Genomic DNA, 20,707 nt, shown 5'->3' with positions numbered 1-20,707 from the left:
TTGGTGAAAACTTTTGGCTTTTGTATAATCCTTTTGTTGGTTGGCTAAATATCATTCTGATATGGCCTTTTGAACTTTCGGCCTTAAAAATTATATATGTAATTACATTGATGGCCACAATTTATACGCTAGCACTATGTTTGACTAAAAAACTTGTAGTCGATCATACATAAATTTTGAACTTCGAAACCTTTCTTTAAAGATCGAAACAAGATGTTTATGTAGAAAGAGCCCTCGTATTCCGATCGAATAATGTGGGTACAGCAGATACATGAGTTATGAAAATAAATTATCTAAAAATAGCTGTTCCTATTTGGACCTTTATCCTCGTTGCATTTGTTTATTTCAGCACAACTCAATTAAAGATAATCCCAATGCTTGCTGTCTTGCTTATGGCAGCGGGAATTAATTATTCCTTGTACAGATACTTAAAGACCACCTCCCCTACTCAATCTGAAAAATCACGGATGAATATATTAGGGCAATTTGAAAAAAAATCTACTTTGGCAAGACCATTAAGATGGACTGGTTTGATTTTATTTGCGATCCATTTAGCAGTATGGTTAGAGCTGTTAAATTTCGCTTATAGCAACTATGTAGGACTTACAGCGTTGGTGGTGCTGTTCGCCTACATCGTATTAGCGGCTTTATTCTTCAAAAGAGAAATTCAATAATCCTTTTTTTAAATTTACCACCTAAATCCAGCAAGGAAAATCACTGTCATTTTTGGTAGCGTATTTTTAAATCCTCCTGTATCCTTTCATTCGAAACCGTAAAAGAATCCCTTTATCCAAAAAAGCTCCTCGATCCCAAAAGGATCATATGTTTATAGCACAAAATCAACCTAGGCCAAGGTGCGACCCCGAAAGGGGTCGAATAGAACTACTATTCAATTCGTATCTATAAACATGTAACCACTTCGAGGTCAGGCTTCTCAGGACTAATAACTCCTAACAATCGTCGACAAAATTCTAAACATATCATTCTTCTTCTATTCTACTATTTTAATGGTAAAAATCTTCGGGTACTGTGTATTCGGTGGATAACGCATTTTTACTTCAAAATATCATGCTATACCCCATTTGACAGCTCCATCGGAGCGGCCGACATTTTAGCAACGGGTTTCAACCCGTTGACGCAATATCACAAACTATGGCGAAGTGTCGTAGACACGATTGACATAGGCTAAAGGCTTTTATGTCGGCCGTCCCTACGGGACTTTGAGGTATCAACTGAATTTTAATCCGAGGGTTGAAACCCTCGGCTAATATGTTGACCGTCTCTACGAGACTACCTGAGAAATCAGTACAGAAGAAAAAGCTGATTTCAAGCATTCGGCTTCCCAAAAGAAAGCTTTACGATCCCAAAAGGATCATATGCCTATAGCACAAAATCAACCACAACCAAGGTGCGACCCCGAAAGGGGTCGAATAGGGCTACTATTTAATTGGTATCTATAAACATGTGACCTCTTCTAGGTCGGTCTTCTCAGCACTTATAAAACCTAACAATCTTTGAGAAAATTCTAGTCATGTCATTCTTCTTCTCCACAAAATCTCTCATAGCGATCGTTTTTTAAAATTGTACTCAAAAAAAATTACTGAAAACTAAAAAAAGTTTAAAATTCTTTGAACTAAAAGATTGGAAAAAGAAAGTTTTCTTTTTAAGGGGGGGGGGGAGATTTAATAGAATATTCTGTTTCTTAGTGTTGAAAAAATACAATTTAATTCTACTTTATAAATATTTAAATGCCTGTTTTTTTGATTTTTAACACCTCTGATTTATTCTTGCTGAAAGTTTTAATCGTATAGTTTTAGACCAGCGGTCGTTTACTGTTTTAATGGGTTATTTATGAAGATTTTGGGAATACTAGGATTTTATTCGCTTTGCCTCTTCTTAGTTAGTTTTATTTTGCTAGACTTTGAAAGCTTGCTTACTGCCGAGCTTGCTGGCCAACAAGAGATAGAAATCCCCGAAAATATCCTTTTGGATATGTTGGAAGATATGCGCTATTGGAACAAGTTTTCAGTGCTCTTAACTTTCCTTATTTTAACGATTAAATGCTTTTTGATGGCTTTGGTTCTTTATGCAGGACTCTTCTTCGCCAATAGACATCAGGACATAAGTCTGGGAAGTCTTTTTTCAATTGCGGTGTATGCCGAAAGCATCATTGTAATAGGTGGAGTGTTGAAGGTATTTTTGGGGGCTCAATCAGACCTCACGTACTCTGAGTTTACGCTTTTTGCCCCATTTTCACTATTAAGCCTACTTGAGGTCTCCTCCGTACCTTCTATCTGGTATTACCCTCTGCAACTACTCAATATTTTTGAGGTTATTTATTGTATCCTGCTTGTTTATTTTTTTAGCCACGAACTAGATTTTAAAAAATCAGAAAGTTCCAAGATCGTCATGGGATCCTATGCCTTTTCTATGAGTTTTTGGGTGATTTTAGTTCTTTTTCTAACACTTAATTTTACTTAAGCCATGCAGCCTCGAAAAATCATATTATCCTCTTTAGCTGGAATTCTACTGTTCCTAATGGCAGGGCTTATATGGATGTTTAACCAAAAATCGGAGCAAGATGCACGGATCAATCAACAGATTCAGTCTATTCCTTCCATGACCTTAGCTACACTTAATGGAGAAAAAGTACAAATTGATGAGTTTGCCTCGGACCGGCCCTTTCTGTTGGTTTACTTCAACTCCACCTGTGACATGTGTAAAATCACGCTTCAGGCGCTTGAAACACGGATAGAAGAATTTAACCATGTACGTATCCTCCTTGCCAGCAATCAATNTAGATGAGGAAATGCACCTATCTACCTATCTTGGGGTGCGGTCAGTGCCCAGTATTTTTTGCTATGATAGTTCTCGTGCTTTAGTGGCATCGTATCAAGGCCCAGTAAAATTGGATATCATTTTAAAAAAGTTACCACATAGAAAGGAGGGCAGACCATGAAAATCAACGAATCCAACTTAAAAAAATTCCATACAACCCAATTGGGAGAGTATGCCTGTGGATTGGCCTGCCTGTGTACCATCTCAAAATATCATGGTGGAGAAGTCACGCAAGAAAAGCTACGAGATGTCAGTGGAACAACTATGTCCGGAACTACCCTTTTGGGCTTGATCCAAGCAGCTTCTGTAATCGGCCTAACAGCCAAAGGTTTTGAAGCGGAAATCAAGCACCTGAAAGAACAGGAAGCGCCTGTCATACTCCATGTGCTTATGGATCAAGTGAGGGAACATTATGTAGTCTGTTTTGGGTTTGATGGGAGCAAATTCTGGATCAGTGATCCCGGTGTGGGAATTGTAAGCTTCAGTGAAAAGGAATTAACCGAAATCTGGAAATCAGGCATTTTACTTCAAATAAAACCTAATGAAAAGTTTCAGACCAGAAAATCCCAATCCAATGCTAAATTTATCTGGTTCAGATCACTTATTGCAGAAGATGTCCCTATTTTAGCTGTCGCGGCAGTTCTTGGAACGCTTATGGCCATCACAGGTCTTTCTACAGCGATTTTTTCACAAAAACTCATTGATGATTTTCTTCCTAATCAAACCTATGACAAAGCCATCCTTGGGGTGGTCGCATTAGGAGCTTTACTACTATTCCGCTCAATATTGGGATATTTTTTGGGTGTATTTATGGCAAGACAGGGAAAAGGCCTCAATATTCGGATTGTAGCTTCCTTTGTTGGGAAAGTATTCCATCTACCCATGAACTACTTCAAGGGTTTCAGTACGGGTGACCTAATCGCTCGTATGAATGACTCCCTTCGTATCCAGCAAACAATCGCAATGATTACGGGAACGGTCATTATTAATGTTTTGGTAGTAGTAGTTTCCCTAGCCTATGTCTTCTACCAATCATGGGTGATGGGATGGTTATGTGTAGCAGCTTCTTTGGCATTTTTACTCATTGGGTGGCGCTATCATCGGCCCATCATTGCCAAGCAAAAAGAAGTGATGGCCGCCCATGCCCTCAATGAGACGCAGTACATCGATAGCTTGACAGGAGTGCATGTATTGAGGTCATATGGGAAGGAACAGGTATTCAAAGACAGAATTGATCAGGTCTATGGGCATTATCAAAACAAGGGCTATCACTTGGCGATCATTGGCAATAGCTTTTCATTTTTCACACAAGTGATTGTTGCCGTATTTATGAGCCTGTTGTTCGGCTTGGGCGTCTATCTAGTGTTCCAAAAAAATCTTCAACTAGGGGAATTGATGGCCTTGATTCAGGTGGGGAGTTCTATTTTACCAGCTGTAGCCGGATTAGTAGTAGCCAATATACAATTTCAGGAAGCCAAGGTAGCCTTTGACCGAATGCATGAGATTGCTGGACTGAAAGCCGAAGATCAGGAAATTTCAATAAGTAAGGAAGAAGAGGTAAATCCAAACGTCCTTTTAAATGCAGAAAACCTGGTATTCCGTTATCCTGGTAGAAGCCCGATACTTAAAGGAGTGAGTTTTCAACTTCAAGCAGGGCAGACGACAGCACTTTTTGCTCCTGTCGGAACAGGAAAAAGCACCTTAGTGGAGTTAATTCAGCGCTTTTATGTTCCAGAACAGGGGAAGCTTTCTATGCCTTTCTTAATGGGTGAAGCCAATGATTTAATGACTTGGAGAAATCAGTTGGGTGTAGTCAGTCAAAAAGAAAAGCTCTTTAACGGGACAGTATTGGACAATATAGCCCTGACAAATAATTCCCAAGAAGTAGAAAAGACAATTCAGGCCTTGCAGGAACTAGGATTAGGAGGGTTTTTCAATCAATTCCCACAAGGCATTCTTACTATATGTGGGGAAGAAGGAAGAAATCTATCCGGAGGACAACGCCAACTGGTCGGATTGGCCCGAGCCTTGGTAAAAAATCCAAAGATCCTTGTGTTGGATGAAGCTACTGCGGCAATGGATTGGGAAACCGAACATATGGTACTCTCGATTGTAAAATCCTATGTCCAGTCAAATCAAGCCTCCCTCTTATTGATTACCCATCAACCGGTTTTGGCAGCAAGCATGGACCGCCTGATGGTCCTGGAGCAAGGGCAAATAAAAGCTTATGGAACATCCGTGGAATTATTACAAACAGAGAATCAATTTTCTAAAGCATATCACCATTTAGTACCACTAAACTGATACAACTATGGCAGGGTTGAAGTATTACGAGCGGACCAAACTCTTGATAGAGTTGATCGAAAAGAAGAAGACAGGAGGACCATCCAAATTGGCAAAAAAGCTTCAAGTTCACAAAAGAACGGTTTATAGGATTTTGGATGATTTACGTCTTTCGTCATCACATGAAATCATCTATTGTAAGGATTCAGACAGTTACATTTTTTTAGAAAAAAATTAAATAGGTGACAAGAAATGTCACCGACATGAAATTATATTTATATAGTTAAATAAATTTTCAAATAAATAAATTAAATTCGTTATGAAAGAGTTAAGTATTGACAGAATGGAGATGGTGAGTGGGGGTCTATTTAGCCAAATATGCAAATCTGATGCAGATTATTTTTTTCTTGGTTCAGTAGCTGCTGGAATAATCTGTGGTGGCGGAGTGGGATATGCAGTTGGACTAGCAATAGGAGGAATTGGAGGAGACCTGGTAAGGAAATATGCAAAAGATTGTTAAGAATTAACATTAGAAAAAAATGAGAAAACTAGACGAAATACAACTAGAACAAATATCAGGTGGTGATAGAGTTACTGCCTTTTGTGCTGGATTCGCAGCCTCATCAGCAATTTATGCAGCAGGAGCTGTATTCAATTGGTGGAATCCTATCGGTCCAGCAGGAATACTTACTATCTCTGCTGTCGGAGTTGCCTGTGCAATATATTAAAAAACATAAGATAGTTCAAGAAATAAAATTTCATGAACTATCTTTTAATATCAACCTTATGAATAAAGCTATAAAAGCAATAATTTTAATAGTTACTATTGTTTTAATAATAGGTATATCCCATGATGAATATGGCGTTATATTTAGTAAAGTTACAATATTTTGGGCTGTAATTCTTGCTATTTATTCTAGTTTTATTAGGAAACCAAAGTTTCATGACGATAAATAAGAATAATTAATTATTAGCTTTATTCCATAAGCTAATCTAGTTAAAGTCTTTTTCTCCAGGGTAGTATATTCCATGATGATTACGGCCATATACTTGGTAAATTATTATCGTTTTGGACAGTATTTCTTACGATATTTCATCACTTTTCAATAAATAGGCAGATCTAAAAAAAGTAGAAGTTATCCAATTCAACAGTCATTCTTTTGATTGCATTATGAATATTAAGTATCTAAAGATAATTATTCCAACATGGACCTTAGCACTTGTGGCCTTTGTTTATTTCAGCCCTACTCAATTAAAAGTTATTCCCATGCTAACTGTCCTGTTTATGGCAGCGGGAGTTAATTACGCTCTCTACAAATACCTTAAGGCTACCCCCAGTGAACAGGCAAACATTGCTCAAATCAGTTTATTGGAACGATTTAAAAAAAAATCTAAGGTAGCTAAACCCTTACGATTAGCTGGATTATTGCTATTTGCAACCCAAGTAGCCGTTTGGTTGGAATTAATACACTTTTCAAATGCTAGCTTTATAGGCATATGTGCGCTAATAGTGCTGCTGGCATATACTGCTTTAGCCATTAGATTCTACACCAAAGAAATTAAGGGGCCAACTTTATAAAGTAAGTTCTGATTTCAGGAAAGAAAAGGACTGTCATTTTTGGTATAGCATCTTTAAATCCTCCTCTATTCCTTTCATTCAAAACCGTAAAAGAATCCCTTTATCCAAAAGAAAGCTCTCCGATCCCAAAGGGATCATATGTTTATAGCACAAAATCAACCAAGGCCAAGGTGCGACCCCGAAAAGGGGTCGAATAGGGCTACTATTCAATGTGTATCTATAAACATTTGACCTCTTCGAGGTCGGTCTTCTCAGGACTTACAAAACCTAACAATCTTCAACAAAATTCTAGACATATCATTCTTCCCCCTGAATGCCACAGAAAATACAATTATTGACTAATATCATCCGAAAACTAGAACAAGTTAAAAACTGTTTCTACCCTTATTTCCACTTTATTTCTACCTTATTTCAAAAAGACAAACCTCCTTCTTACACGAATCCAAGTCTTGATTCTTGTTTCTTGTTTCTTGGCTCTAAAACCTCATCTCCTGCTTGCAGCAGGCAAGTCTCGGTTCTAGTCTCTCTTACCTACCTCCACCGAAAACTCTTCTCATCTATCGCTCGCATCGTGCACAGTACTCCATTGAGATGGTCATATTCATGCTGGATCAGTTCTGAAATCGCACCATCAACTGTCCATCGTTGCTTTTCCCAATTTTCATCCAAGTATTCCAAGACAATAGACTGATGACGCTCGACTTTTACAAACAAATTTGGGAAACTCATGCAGTCGTCCCATAACTCAAACTTCTTCGAACTCGCTTGAACAATCTCAGGATTGATGATGATGTATGGCTTATCCAAATTCAAGTAAAACAGCCGCTTCATGATCCCCAATTGCGGTGCTGCAATGCCCCTCCCAAAACCATAAACATTCCGGATATCCTCCATGGCCTCGTGTAGGTCTTGTACCCAAGCCTTCACCAAAGGCAGTTCGGATTCCAATACAGGTTCGCAAACCTCATACAAGCGCGGATCACCCAGTTTTAAGATATCATCAACTGTCTTCATATATTTTTCTTACTTTTTATCCCATGCTTTCCAACCTTTTGGTAGTTTCAAAAAACCAAAAAAGACCCTAATTCCTTAAGGTCTTTTTTCTTTTAAACGATCCCCAAAGGGAATTCTTTATTACTCTTGTTTCTTGATTCTTGGCTCTTGCCTCTTGACTCTTGAGTCTTGAGTCTTGGATATTTTATATCTGTATTTTACATCTCTCGAAAACTATTCTTTCCTTTTAAGAATAATCTTTAATCTCACACGCCCCAATTATTTCGCCGAAGGCATATTTCAATTTATTTCGCGTAAGCATATTTCAGTCGCTACACCTCAAAATCAAACCTTCCCAAACATCTAACTATACCCAAGCCAGCCCGCTTCTCCTACACATAGTTATTCAACATCACCGGCATCACCAACATCAAGATATCCTCATTATCAGACTTATCAGATGGTACGATCAGACCAGCTCTATTTGGAGCAGAGAACTGAAGCGTAACTTCTCTGGAAGAAAGGTTATTCAACATTTCTACCAAGAATTTTGCGTTGAAGCCGATTTCGATATCCTCACCGTCATGCTCACAAGATAGACGCTCGTTTGCTTCATTGGAGAAGTCTAAGTCCTCAGCAGAGATTTGTAATTCAGAACCTGTCAATTTCAAGCGGACTTGATGCGTAGTTTTATTGGCATAGATGGCAATCCTTCTCAAGGAACTCAAGAAATCCATACGATCAATAGTCATATGGTTAGGATTGTCAATCGGAATTACATTTTCATAATCTGGGAAACGCTCATCGATCAAGCGGCAAATCATTTTGATGCTGCCAAACTTGAAGTAGGCATTGGAAGAGTTGAACTCAACGGTTACCGGAACATTTTCAGATGGTAAAGTAGATTTCAACAAGTTCAACGCTTTACGAGGGATAATCAAACTCGCTGCATCAGCAGATGCAATATCTACTCTTCTGTAGCGCACCAATCGGTGACCATCCGTAGCAACAAAAGTCGCATTGGTACTGCTCAAGTTAATGTAAACACCTGTCATCGCTGGTCTCAATTCATCATTGCTGGTAGCAAAGATGGTATTACTGATCGCCGAACTTAATACTTCCGTAGACATATCTACAGCAGTAGCATTAGTCACAGTAGGTATTTTGGGGAAATCAGTTGCATTTTCCCCTGAAAGCTTGTACCGACCATTATCAGAACTGATCTCGATACTATAGGTATCATGATCGATGCTGAACGTTACCGGCTGCTCGGGAAGGTTTTTCAAGGTTTCGATTAATATCTTCGCAGGAACTGCAATATTGCCATCCTCCTTTGACTCCACCTCAATTTCAGTCATCATGGATGTCTGTAAGTCAGATGCGGTGATGGTCAGTTTACCTTCTTTGATTTCAAAAAGGAAATTTTCCAAAATGGGTACAACTGGGTTGGTAGTCACTACGCCATTGATAGCAGAAAGTTGCTTTAAAAGGGCAGAGGAGGAAACAATGAATTTCATATCGTTATTGCTAATTTTTTCCTAATGATTGAATAGAGTAAATTTATAAATAAAATCTAATTTTGAGCCTTCAACTCGACAGATTTCGCAAATTTGTAGAATTCTCTCCAAAATTTAAGGGATTCACCTGTTTTTGTACTTCAATTTCCGCACAAAAAACCACAATCCTCCAAGGACGATCAAGAATGCTAAGGGAGCTCCTACATTAAACCACTGCCAAAAGCTTTTTTCTTGTCTTACTTTGGCCTTATTAAGGGGTCTGATTTTAAACTGTTTGTTTCGCGAAGCAATCAAGCCTTCAGGCTCGGTCAAATACGCAATTGTATTTAAAAGCAATTGCCGATTGGCGAATGTAATAGCGTTGAATGGGTCATTACCCAAAGGCAGCGGGTTACTGGAGGCCAAGTCTGACTGACTGGTGAAAACAGTACTGCTTCCCACTACAATCACTTTCCCTGAATCCCCATTTTCTTGAAAGGTACTTTTGTCCACTCCATCTGGTAGAAATCGATTTTTGAATACCGATGTAAATACTCCTTCCAACAAATACATCAATGGAAGAAAGGATTGATTAAATTCTTCCAAATCAGGCTCGTTAGCCATGTCTTCAAAAGCAATTCTTACTGGAGTAGATAATTTACGGCTAAATTCTGAGGTGAAAATCAAAGGGATTTTATGTACGCCATCGGCTTTTACCGTATCCAAAGAACTGTTGAATCGAAATAAAACCTGATCTAGTCCCTTGGTAATCGGATGCTTGGCCATCAAACTAGCTTTGATGAAAAAAGGCCAAGGTAACGGTACCAATTGTTCTTGATTCCCAAAATTACCCGCCATCACAGGATAATACCCGAAATTGATGTCTTGAATAAAATCCTTGTTCACACGTATCCCATACCTAAACAGCATATTATCCAACCCGTGATCAAAAGGCATCCCCACCGTACCATCCCCTCCTGCTTCCTTCATATCATACACCAAGGCATCTACTAAGAAAATGACATTGCCTCCATTCATCAGGTACTGATCAATCAAATAAATGGCTCGCTCATCATAACTTTCCCGCGGCCCAGAAATGATTAACACTGCAAAAGGATCCAAATCCTCTACTTTTTTCGCTTGCTCAATAGGAATCTTGAAAACTTCGTAATCATCTACCAAAGCTTCCACCAACCCAAAACCATCATCTTCACTTAACTCCCCATGTCCCATGAATAAACCAATGGAATATTGCTTTTCTCCCACCAACTTTCGAATGGCGTTTATGAGTTCAAACTCCAAATTTTCTATGGATTGATTCAATTTTTCTTCATTGGTAGCCATTCGCTCCCCTTTCAAAATCAAAGCTCCTGTCTCAAACTCCTCTGTCCTTGCCACAATCCCAGGCCAAATCAAAATGGATTGCTGACCAGCATCGTCCGTCACAAACAGATTCGTGGGGTTAATCCCGTATTCTGCCAAACCTACGATGTAATCCTCCTGAATATCTTTAGGCAGCGCCAAAGGATCTTGGTAATAGAACGTTATTTTTTTGGAAGAATAGGCATCAAACGTTCGGATCATTTCCTCCGTGGACCGCTGCAATCTTCGCATACCTCCCGGAAGCTTCCCAGTCAGCAAGATTTCAATTTCAACAGGCTCATTCAATTCCTTTAAAAAATCAACTGTAGCTGGATTGAGGCTGTATCGTTTTTCCTCGGTCAAATCAATACGAAATGGTATCACATACGTCAGCAAAACAACAATAGCAGCCAAAATACCTACACCGATCAACAGAGCTATACCAGAATTTTTCTTCATATTACCTCCTTTTGATGATTAGACCAGTCAACAACAACATCAAGCCGATGATGAATATGAAGTACGACAAATTGCTGCTTGCAATGACTCCCCTACTCATGCTACGATAATGAAAGCTCAAACTCAGCTCTTCCAATAATAAGGCAAAAGGATGATAAACATTGAGTTCCACCAAGGCAGTCAAGCCAAAATACAGGAAGAAACACAAAAAGACTCCCCATACAAAGGCAACTACCTGATGCACTGTCAATGCAGAACCAAACAACCCGATTGCAGCAAATACAGCTCCCATAAATAACAGTCCAATAAAAGATCCAAAGAAACCGGCATGGTCAATATTCCCTACTGGCTGTCCTAGCTGTACGATGCTCCAATAGTAAATCAAGGTTGGTAAAACTGCAATCAACACCAAGCTGATTGTCGCCAAGTACTTCGCCAAAATAATTTTTGAAATAGAAAGTGGGGAAGTCATCAATAATTCCCAAGTCCCTGTTTTCCGTTCTTCTGCAATCATCTTCATGGTCATAGCAGGAATCAGAAAGGTGAAAACATAGGGAGCGTATACAAACAGTGCCTCCAAATCGGCAAATCCATATTCTAAAACCGATGTATCAGGAAAAACCCAAACGATCAAACCTAGGGAAACCAAAAACAGACTCAAAATGAGATACCCGCTCAAATTCCCAAAGAAAGCATTGATTTCTTTTTTATACAGTGCCCACATACTCAGGATTGGGTAATTTGTTGGAAAATGGACTCTAAATTTTTACTCTCTTGTCGCAAACTGACCAAGTTTAGATTTTGATCGGCAATTACTTGAAGAATCGCTTTTCTAGCAATCGCAGCATTTGTCACATGGATTTTAATAAGATTAGAACGTTCGGAACTTGTATGCGAACCAATACCTTCAAACCAACCGAGATTCAGTTCTTCTTCAGTTTCCAAAACCAAACTTACTTGACCGCTTCCCTTGGTTAAATTCGCCAATAAATCTTCTGCCACTATTTCCCCACGATTGATGATAACAACTTTATCACAGATAGCCTCCACCTCTTGCATGATATGCGTACTCAAAATCAGCGTTTTATTTTCACTGATGTTTTTGATTAATTTTCTGATTTCTACCAGTTGATTAGGGTCCAATCCTGTGGTAGGTTCATCCAAGATGATGACTTCCGGGTCATGAATCAAGGCTTTTGCCAAACCTACCCGCTGTCGGTAGCCTTTGGAAAGTTGCTGGATCTGTTTGTGGGCTTCTCTTTCCAATCCACAGAGTCCGATTAGTTCTTCTACACGATTTTTAAGACTTTTTCCAGACACGCCATACAGGCCGCCCGTAAAGGATAAAAATTCACGCACATACATATCCAAATACAAGGGATTATGTTCTGGCAAATACCCTATTAATTGACTGATTTGCTGCGGTCGTTCTGCTACGGAGATTCCATTTACCAATACATCTCCTTCATCTGCCAGCATGTATCCTGTCGCAATTTTCATGGTGGTGGACTTACCAGCACCATTAGGGCCTAAAAAACCCACGACTTGACCTTTTTCTGCTGTAAAGGAAATCTGATTCAAAGCCTTCTGGCTTCCATAAAACTTACTCAGCTGTTGAATGGATAATGACATGAACGGGTATGGGTATGAGAATTCGGTTGTAAAATTACAGAAAAGCCTATAAACCAAAAAAGGCTTCTATGAAGCCCCATTTAAAGAAGTGTCAGTCAAGAACTGCCAAATCTCTTGAATATTAAACCTTACTAGCGCTAAGATAAAGGCTGTAAGGAAATTAATCAACAATTATGGATATTATTTACCGATAAGTGGATTTTGCGGGTAACTATCAATCACATTTCCCTCCCAATCCAAAGAAATCAACGAGTATTGACTGCCTTCGATGGTCAAAAAGGTAAATGCATTCACACTTTGTGCCACTTTCAAATACCAAGTATCTTCTACTGAATGAATTGGTCTAGGCTCAGTTCCCCACGATCCATCACCGACATACGTTATCCCCGTTTGGTCAATTTTCCCATTTCTTATAGGAAAGGTTCGCTTATATGCATGATCATGGTTTTCAAAAGCAAGTCTGATTGGATATTGCTCAAATATGGGCACCCATGTATCCCTTACCAACGTCTGGGTAGTTCCATTAAAATCTCTCACAGAAGGAAATGCCGGGACATGGTAGATTGGCAAGACATGAAGAAAATCTTTACGCTCCTCTAGCGTTTGCTTCAACCAATCTGTCTGAACTCCCTCCACAGGATTGCTATGCTCCGTATCGAGTATAACCAAACTCAAATATTTTCCAAAGTCCAATACATTATATCCTGGCTGGCCTGGGAATGGAAATAAGGAGTAGAAATAAGGAGCAATACGGTTTCTGAAGGAATTGGTCTGCTCATAGCCTGGGTTACGGGAATAATAGCCACCTACTACTTCGTGATTTCCGGCAGCTACAATACATGGTAAAATACGGTTATCAGCAGTTACCAAAGTCTTGGTGTAGGCATCAAACCAATCATAGATTCGTTGAAGATTCTCAGCAACTCCATTTTCATAAGCCATATCCCCACCTATGATCACAAAATCAGGATCATAGGAAGTGACAATTCCATTCGTTTGCTCAAACCATTCTTTCCTGTGCATGGTGTCTCCCCCGATAGCAATTTTAATGCTGGCAGTATTCAGGTCAGCTGGCATGGTATGGAAATGATAGACCGCTTCCAATCCCGGAAACATCAATTCATAGGTTGTTGCTGGAGACAAACCACCAATTCCAACCCTATGTACTTTACGCTCTGAAAAAGGATACGGCAACACCGTGCTTTCAAAATCTCTCCAAGCTTCGGTTCCTTTTCTCCTGAATTTGAGTGTAGTACTTGAGGTCGCATCTGAATGCCAATCGATACTGATACTACTGGTAGGATCCTCCGTCCAAGTCAGATAAAAGGCATGGGTAGCTTGTTGTGCATGAGCAATTGCTGACAAAGCAAAAACAAGTGCAATTGTCGCAATCCAGAAATGTTTGTTAAAGCGCATATGTATAATAAGGGTTTATGTTCTTAGAAACTCTTTCATGGCCAAATAAATTCCATTAGACCAACCAAATCCATCTTGAACAGGATACTCTCCTCCTCCTGCCTCCAAGGTCAGATCCTCTACATTGTATTTCTCCATCATTTTACCAGTCCGCTCGAATACTTGTTCATTCAAGAAAGTCCAACGTGAAGCAATTGTCGTAGCAAGATTTTTCCATCCATAGTTCACACTTGCCGCCAACCCTATCCACTGCAAAGGTGCCCAGCCATTGGGAGCATCCCATTGTTGGCCGGAATAACTTGTACTCGTAACCAAACCTCCAGGTTTCAAAAATTGCTTTTCAACATAATTCAAAACTGAACTTGCCTGTTCCTCTGATGCAAAACCCGACCAAAGCGGAAATAGCATAGCCAAAGAAGGTCGCTTCATGGACTTTTGTTGGACAAAATGATAATCCAAATACAACTCACTTTCCGAGGACCACAAAAAAAACTCGATGCCCTTTAATCTTTTCCTCATCAAATGCTGATAATGAGCCGCATAAGCAAGATCTTCTTTCAATGAATAGATATAGTGCATTACTCGCTCCAATTCAAACAACAACACATTCAAATCTATAGGGATGATATGTGCGGCCTCTATGGTATTCAAATCCTGCTCATCCATCAGCCATCGCGAACTAAAATCCCAGCCCGACTCACAGGCTGCACGGATATGCCGCATACTGCTGGAATCTCCATTGGTCTGATGCAATAGTTCTACATCCTCCCGGTAAGATTCTGCCCGTGGAGTGTCCACATCATCCCAATACCGATTCAAAATTGTTTCCTCATCTAATCGTACAACCCGTGCATAGGCTTCCCCAATAGGTAATCCCTCAGCCCCTTTCATCCAAAACGCGTACTCCCGCTCCAGCTGAGGTAAATAATGAATCAAAATGCTTTCATCTTGCTTTACTTCCGCTAACAACTCCACCATTTTAACAAAAAATGGAGGCTGAGAACGGCTGATAAAATAAGTTCGATTCCCATTCGGAATATGCCCAACCACATCAATCAAATGCGCAAAATTCCTCACCATGGCTTCGATCAAATCCACACGCCCGGATTCTTTCAAGCCAAGCATCGTAAAGTAACTATCCCAGTAATAGATTTCTCCAAACCTTCCTCCGGGTACTACATAGGAAAATGGTAAGGGTATCAAAGAAGATCCTTCTTTTTCTTCATCTGCTTCTTTGGTCAAGACCTTCCATTGCTGATGCAATCGCTCTTCCAATGAACTAGATTCCTCCATTACCAAAAGCGGACCCAAGCTTGGGGAAGTAAAGTATTGAGACACGAAAACGGTTAAATCAAAGGTTTCAGAATTGTTTTCCTGATGGTACTGGGCAATAATTTCCTCCACGGAAATCTTGGGAATCATATCTACAAATGTTTTGGAATCTGGGAAAACTCCTTGCATTTGAATTGCTTCAAACAGCTCCCCAAATACCTGTTCGGGACTATGCATGTTGTTGTTTGTTTACTTGCTTATGTAATAGAAATAAAATCAGGCAAAGTGCCACAATGGGTATCAATGAAAAATAAAAGGCATTGGTTCCCCCATAGCGCTCGAAAATATTCCCTGTGATAATAGAGCCTGTTGTACCACCCAAGGCAGAGAAAACCACAATCAAGCCTGACATGGAACTCTGCATGTACTTTGGCAAAGCGCTTAACACCACAGAATTGATAGTAGGATAAATAGGCGCTAAAAAGACTCCCAATATGGGAAACAAGTACACCACAAATGGTGCATTGAACCAAGTGACAGTTTCTGTGACATCCGGAAGATTTTGTGTCAAAGGCAAGGTAAGTAGGACACATACCCCCACCAAAACTGTACTTGTCAAGGTAAAGGTAAGCCAATGTACCCGCTTCAAAATCACTCCTGCCAATAAGCGTCCAACTGCCAAAGCACCTGCCAAAACTGCCCCTGCCTGTATGCCCATGCTCGCCGGAACTTTCAACACATCCTGATAAAAGGTGGGTGTCCATGTCATAAAGCTTTGCTCAATCAATACGAATAGAAATGCTGAGGCAGCAAACACCAAGACCAAAGGTTTGGCCACCAATTTGATCATATCCAAAAACTCTTCCCAAGCACCAGTGTCTTCTCGTTTGGATGCAGATTCATTGACTTGGGCAAGTAAGAGGAATAAAGCAGCTACCAAACTTAATGCCCCTAGATACCAATAAATAGAAAGCCATGCAGTAGATCGAGGATCTGCATCATTGACAAATAGACTGAAAAACACATTGCCCAACAGCACCCCAATCATAAAAAAGCCCTCGATGGTACTCATCAAGCTACTGTGTTCTTTTGTATCATCGGTGACTAAACCAATCATAGCAAACACTGAAACTTTGATGACTGCAAAAGAGATTCCTACCGCAGCAAAAAGCATCTTGAAATACCAAAAATCATTGGCCATCACAGGAATGATGAAACACATAGCCGCTACCAAACCTAAGGCAATCAGCATCCCTCTCTTCAAACCGATTTTTGGCAAAAAAGAAGCTACTACAAATGAAAAAATGGCGATTGGTAAATCTTTGAACCCCTCTAAAACAGAGGCTTCAGCCTTGGTGACATCAAATGTACGCTGCACTTGCAGGATTACTGCCCCCACTGAATTTAACAACACGGCAAACACCATGTAATTAAAAATCAAGGACAAGCGAATCAATAATTTGGCATTCATAGAGAATGATGGTTGATGATGGATGGAAATAGGGTTTTAAGTTGCTAAAATTATTTCCAAATCACAAAACCATCAATCATTACTCATCACCTGCTTGATTTGAAGCGGATAATCGGAGACCAGGATACTAGGCTTTCTTTTGTGTAAAAATTCAGTGTAAACAGCTATCCCCTCGTTTTGTGCCCGCGCATCAATCGCTCCCAATACATCGGTGATTGTTGGAAGACCTAGAGAACGTGCTTTTTCAAATAAATCAATTGGTCCATCTTTATTGATATAGGCCGCCAAATAGTAAGGCTGCTCCGTTTTGCAAAGGAAATAGTCAAAATCTTCTTCCTCTGTAATCAATACTGACAATAGGAACCGCTCTCCTAACTCCAAAGCTTCAGCTGAACGCTCCTTACCAAACGTTAACAACACTACTCGCTCCAACATGTCAAATTCTTTCACCTTTGCCATCACTTTTTCCAAGGAGGCTTCTTTGACATCTAGCATCAAGTAAAATCCTTTCTCCTGACAAATAGCCAAAAAATCTTCCAAACGTGGTAAGCGCTCTTCAAGGCCATTCAATAGCACTCCATCCAAATAAGCACTAGCTAATTCTTTTACCGCTCCCGTGGACGAGGTGGTTCTGTCCAAAGTTTTGTCATGCAACACATACAAAACCCCATCCTTACTCTCCACTACATCAATCTCGTGGAACATAAACCCCATTTCACCGGATTTCTCAAGGGAATACAGACTATTCTCCACCCAATCAGGTTCTAATGCAACGCGATGAGAAAAGATAACAGGACGCTCTTGTTCAATCAGAGTTCGAAGGCTTTGAGCCTTTATGGAACTGAAACCAACAAAAACTAAAATCGAGACAAGAATAATCTTCATGGTCTTGAGGTATATTTTTAAAAAGAGGTTAACCTTTTATACTATTCAATGATAACAAATCCCGCTCCTTGGAAAGAAATTAAATCAGTTGCCCAGTTCATGATCCCATTTTCATATTTCTGATACTTCAATGGCACAGAGGAGGGCTTTTTTAAGATTTGATTTTTTTTGACATGCAAACTTCGAATTATTGATTATTCTTCCAATACGGCTTGAAATTGCTCTACAAACTGTCCAACATGAAGCCCATCCATCAACGCATGATGTACATGAATGGATACAGCCATAGATTTAACGCCATTAACCTCCGTAAGTTTACCAAAAGATATTTTGGGGCAACTATCTGGCTGCGCAAAATTTCTTGCATGAGAAATACTTGAAAAATCAACCCAGGGAATAGCTGAAAAATGGACTACATTTTCCCCTGAAACCACAGGAAAAAGCGTAGTTGACTTTTTTACTGCTTCGATTTCCTGCTGCGCTTTTTGATAAAATTCTTCTTCATCTTCACAGTAATAAAGGTAAGAAAAACCAAAGGTCCCATTGGGTCGCCTTATAGTAGGTGAGGCATGAATCGTATCAAATTCATAAACCTGACCATCTAGGATTCGATAGCGAAAATAGTCTATTGCATTTACTGCTTTAAGTGCCCTGTATAGGTAATAAAGAAAAAAAGAAATTCTCTTTTGCTTGGCACTTTCATATGCCCTCGTACACTCTACCCTAGTTGTAACCCCAAAAAAGGGTTCAGAAAACTCTGAAAAGAAAAGAAAATGTTCCTTTCTATCCCAATTCTCTATATCAATTAGTTTTTTCATTTAGTTGTTAAATTATGACGGCTACCGCTTTCACCAATAAAATCAGTTTACCTTTCCTTGAAGATTCAAAGAATTCACAAAGCGTAATGATTATTTACTAGCTACCTCCTATCCAACAAATACCAATAATTCGGATCCACCAAAATAGGTCCGTCACTTCTTATCAAAACAGGAGTTGCCGAAAGCACATGTCGCTCCAAACCATTACTGGTTTTGATTTCTACGGGCATGGCAAAATCAATATTCGGCAGACTCACTGCATAACCTCGCTTCCCTTTTTTGGAGACCTTTACTTGAGGTAAGCGAACAGACTTCAGGTACAAATCAAAGAATCCCTGCAAATCCTGTTCTGCATACTGCTGCACAAAGTTGGTGAAATCATTGGTGTCGACTAAATTTTCATAGGTGAAGCGCTCATCTGAGGCAAAAGCTTTCAGCATAGGAAAAAACACCTCATCTCCCAGTAAATACCGCAACGAGTGAATGATAAAAGCCCCTTTAGTATAAATCTCTGGATGATAAGCAAAATCTGAGTGTGAATTGCGGGGTGATACGACGGGTCTCAGATTTCGGATATTCACCCGAACGGAAGCGACTTTTTGGTGATAGGCCTCTTCCCCCCCATGCTCCAAATAAAACAACCAATCCGCATAGGCTGTCAAGCCTTCATGAATCCAAAAGTCTGCCCAATCTTTGACCGAAACTTTATTCCCAAACCATTCATGTCCGAGTTCGTGATGCAATAGCCAATCAGCCCATACCTCCCCTACTTTTTCAAACTGAAAGTTATTCCCATACCCATTGATGGTCTGATGTTCCATACCAAGGTAAGGGGTTTCAACTACCGCAATTTTATCATCTCCAAAAGGATATGGTCCCAAATACTTCTCCAAGGTTTGCGTGGAAGTTTCTAAGACCTGCAACAAATCATAAGCTTTGGACTTGTTTTGCTGCAAGACATAGACATGCATAGGAATTTCCTTTCCATCAACCGACTGATAAACTTTGGATGCTTCATAAAAGACTCCAAGGGTAAAGTTCACATTGTAATTATTGATGGGATATTGGGAAGTCCAGTGATAACGATAGCTATCTCCTAAGTCCTCTTGGGCGGCTAGCCTTCCATTGGAAGCAACAAAATAGGACTTGGGTACGGTAAAGAATAAATCCACACCATTGATAGGTTCTGAAGAAGGATGGTCCAGGCAAGGCATAAATATTTTGGCACCTTCATTTTGTGAAGAAAGCCCCATCCAATGGTTTCCCAGCTCATCTATTTCCCAAGTAAATCCACCTGTCCAAGGAGGCCGAATGGCAATAGGCGTCTCTCCTTCGTAAAATATTTCTACCTCATTACACGTACAGTCGATAGGGAAAATATCCAGAACATCACCATTGTGTTCGAATCGGATTTCTTTTCCATCCATAATGACCTTACTCACCTGATATTCCTCTATCAAGTCCAATCGCAAGGTGTCTAACCTATCTTCTGCATGAAAGGTAACTTTATTACTGCCCTTGATTCTATGATTTTCAGGAAAAATCTCTAAATCCAAATGGTAATGTACTACCTGAAACTGCTGCTGCAAAGGATGCAGAGGACCTCCCCAAGTCCAGTTCTTTTGGATTTGGGCAAAAGATTGGTGGGCAAAAAACAGCAAAGAAAGTAAGATAAATAACTGCTTTTTCATAGTCTGGGTAAAACTGGAAGAGTATCTTGAGAAGTGATGTATGCATCACTTATTGACCACTTCAATTTCGGGGTTAATTTTCAATAAATCAGCGATGAGTTCATCATTATTTTCGGGTGCAATGTAGACTTCATGAAATCGATTGAAATAAATAATAATCCCTTTGGTCGCTAAAGCTGGCTTTACACCCGTAAAATACGTGACATCCTTACTGGCTTTTGTGATTGTTTGAATATCTATTTTTCCTTTTAAAAATGCGGAGCGATAATAAAAAACACCATCTACAATTCGATAAGAAGTATCAATATAGATCCAAAGGACAATAGCAAATGGTAGCGCCAATATGAAAAACCCAAGAAGCATACGTAAAAGATTGTCAGCATTATAAAAGCCTCCAATAAATGGTAAAAATGCTGTAAGGATTACTAATCCTGTTATAAGTTTTCCTTTGCGGGCTTTGTATGTTTTCATGAAATGGAAAAATTAAAGTCAAACAAACGATAGTCAATTAA

General features: G+C 39.6%; 19 protein-coding genes. 7 read left to right on the top strand and 12 right to left on the bottom strand.

Going from position 1 to position 20,707, the window contains the following annotated elements; genetic code table 11:
- Positions 1-278 precede the first annotated feature (278 nt).
- The 7 genes from IE080_RS14225 (at position 279) to IE080_RS14190 (ending at position 6,700) form a co-directional block, all read left to right on the top strand.
- A complete protein-coding gene (locus IE080_RS14225) occupies positions 279-674 on the top strand; it encodes a hypothetical protein (RefSeq protein ID WP_189583918.1) in 396 nt (131 codons plus the stop codon).
- Positions 675-1,911: 1,237 nt separating this feature from the next.
- A complete protein-coding gene (locus IE080_RS14220; protein ID WP_229800649.1) occupies positions 1,912-2,481 on the top strand; it encodes a hypothetical protein in 570 nt (189 codons plus the stop codon).
- Between the two features lie 474 nt (positions 2,482-2,955).
- On the top strand, positions 2,956-5,142 hold the full coding sequence (locus tag IE080_RS14210) for a peptidase domain-containing ABC transporter (protein ID WP_189583915.1): 2,187 nt from the start codon (positions 2,956-2,958) through the stop codon (positions 5,140-5,142).
- A 7-nt stretch (positions 5,143-5,149) separates the two neighbouring features.
- Positions 5,150-5,359: an HTH domain-containing protein gene (locus IE080_RS14205; protein ID WP_189583912.1), complete on the top strand. Its 210-nt coding sequence runs from the start codon at positions 5,150-5,152 to the stop codon at positions 5,357-5,359.
- A gap of 81 nt (positions 5,360-5,440) precedes the next feature.
- Positions 5,441-5,641, top strand: a complete 201-nt coding sequence (locus tag IE080_RS14200) for a Blp family class II bacteriocin (RefSeq protein WP_189583908.1) — start codon at positions 5,441-5,443, stop codon at positions 5,639-5,641.
- Positions 5,642-5,660: 19 nt separating this feature from the next.
- A complete protein-coding gene (locus IE080_RS14195) occupies positions 5,661-5,849 on the top strand; it encodes a hypothetical protein (protein ID WP_189583904.1) in 189 nt (62 codons plus the stop codon).
- 443 nt (positions 5,850-6,292) lie between these two features.
- Positions 6,293-6,700 (top strand): hypothetical protein, encoded by a 408-nt coding sequence (locus IE080_RS14190; RefSeq protein WP_189583901.1) that lies wholly within the window; start codon positions 6,293-6,295, stop codon positions 6,698-6,700.
- 531 nt (positions 6,701-7,231) lie between these two features.
- Here IE080_RS14190 and IE080_RS14185 read toward each other — a convergent pair.
- The 12 genes from IE080_RS14185 to IE080_RS14130 all read right to left on the bottom strand — a co-directional run bounded on the left by IE080_RS14185 (position 7,232) and on the right by IE080_RS14130 (position 20,666).
- Positions 7,232-7,714 (bottom strand): peptide deformylase, encoded by a 483-nt coding sequence (locus IE080_RS14185; protein WP_189583898.1) that lies wholly within the window; start codon positions 7,712-7,714, stop codon positions 7,232-7,234.
- A gap of 371 nt (positions 7,715-8,085) precedes the next feature.
- Positions 8,086-9,210: a DNA polymerase III subunit beta gene (gene dnaN, locus IE080_RS14180; RefSeq protein WP_189583895.1), complete on the bottom strand. Its 1,125-nt coding sequence runs from the start codon at positions 9,208-9,210 to the stop codon at positions 8,086-8,088.
- A 123-nt stretch (positions 9,211-9,333) separates the two neighbouring features.
- Positions 9,334-11,010 carry a gliding motility-associated ABC transporter substrate-binding protein GldG gene (gene gldG, locus IE080_RS14175; protein ID WP_189583892.1) on the bottom strand — a complete coding sequence of 559 codons (1,677 nt, stop codon included), beginning with the start codon at positions 11,008-11,010 and terminating at the stop codon, positions 9,334-9,336.
- Position 11,011: 1 nt separating this feature from the next.
- On the bottom strand, positions 11,012-11,734 hold the full coding sequence (gene gldF, locus IE080_RS14170) for a gliding motility-associated ABC transporter permease subunit GldF (RefSeq protein WP_189583889.1): 723 nt from the start codon (positions 11,732-11,734) through the stop codon (positions 11,012-11,014).
- Positions 11,735-11,736: 2 nt separating this feature from the next.
- The gene (gene gldA / locus IE080_RS14165) at positions 11,737-12,642 is read right to left on the bottom strand and encodes a gliding motility-associated ABC transporter ATP-binding subunit GldA (RefSeq protein ID WP_189583886.1); all 906 of its coding nucleotides are present in this window, start codon (positions 12,640-12,642) and stop codon (positions 11,737-11,739) included.
- 180 nt (positions 12,643-12,822) lie between these two features.
- Entirely contained in the window at positions 12,823-14,058 is a 1,236-nt protein-coding gene (locus tag IE080_RS14160; protein WP_189583883.1) for a purple acid phosphatase family protein, read from the bottom strand.
- Positions 14,059-14,073: 15 nt separating this feature from the next.
- Positions 14,074-15,567: an alpha,alpha-trehalase TreF gene (treF, locus tag IE080_RS14155; protein ID WP_189583880.1), complete on the bottom strand. Its 1,494-nt coding sequence runs from the start codon at positions 15,565-15,567 to the stop codon at positions 14,074-14,076.
- A complete protein-coding gene (locus IE080_RS14150) occupies positions 15,560-16,801 on the bottom strand; it encodes an MFS transporter (RefSeq protein WP_189583877.1) in 1,242 nt (413 codons plus the stop codon). The genes treF and IE080_RS14150 overlap by 8 nt, the downstream gene beginning before the upstream one ends.
- A gap of 72 nt (positions 16,802-16,873) precedes the next feature.
- Positions 16,874-17,686 (bottom strand): glycerophosphodiester phosphodiesterase family protein, encoded by an 813-nt coding sequence (locus IE080_RS14145; protein ID WP_189583874.1) that lies wholly within the window; start codon positions 17,684-17,686, stop codon positions 16,874-16,876.
- A 194-nt stretch (positions 17,687-17,880) separates the two neighbouring features.
- Entirely contained in the window at positions 17,881-18,504 is a 624-nt protein-coding gene (locus IE080_RS14140) for a chloramphenicol acetyltransferase (protein WP_189583871.1), read from the bottom strand.
- A gap of 101 nt (positions 18,505-18,605) precedes the next feature.
- Positions 18,606-20,195 carry a M1 family metallopeptidase gene (locus IE080_RS14135; protein WP_189583868.1) on the bottom strand — a complete coding sequence of 530 codons (1,590 nt, stop codon included), beginning with the start codon at positions 20,193-20,195 and terminating at the stop codon, positions 18,606-18,608.
- A gap of 45 nt (positions 20,196-20,240) precedes the next feature.
- Positions 20,241-20,666: a PH domain-containing protein gene (locus tag IE080_RS14130; RefSeq protein WP_189583865.1), complete on the bottom strand. Its 426-nt coding sequence runs from the start codon at positions 20,664-20,666 to the stop codon at positions 20,241-20,243.
- Positions 20,667-20,707 lie beyond the last annotated feature (41 nt).

The sequence above is a fragment of the Mongoliitalea lutea genome (genome assembly GCF_014652135.1).
Classification (GTDB): Bacteria; Bacteroidota; Bacteroidia; order Cytophagales; family Cyclobacteriaceae; genus Mongoliitalea; species Mongoliitalea lutea.
The sequence above is the reverse complement of the archived record's forward strand: the minus strand, read 5'-3'. Positions and strand labels throughout refer to the sequence as shown.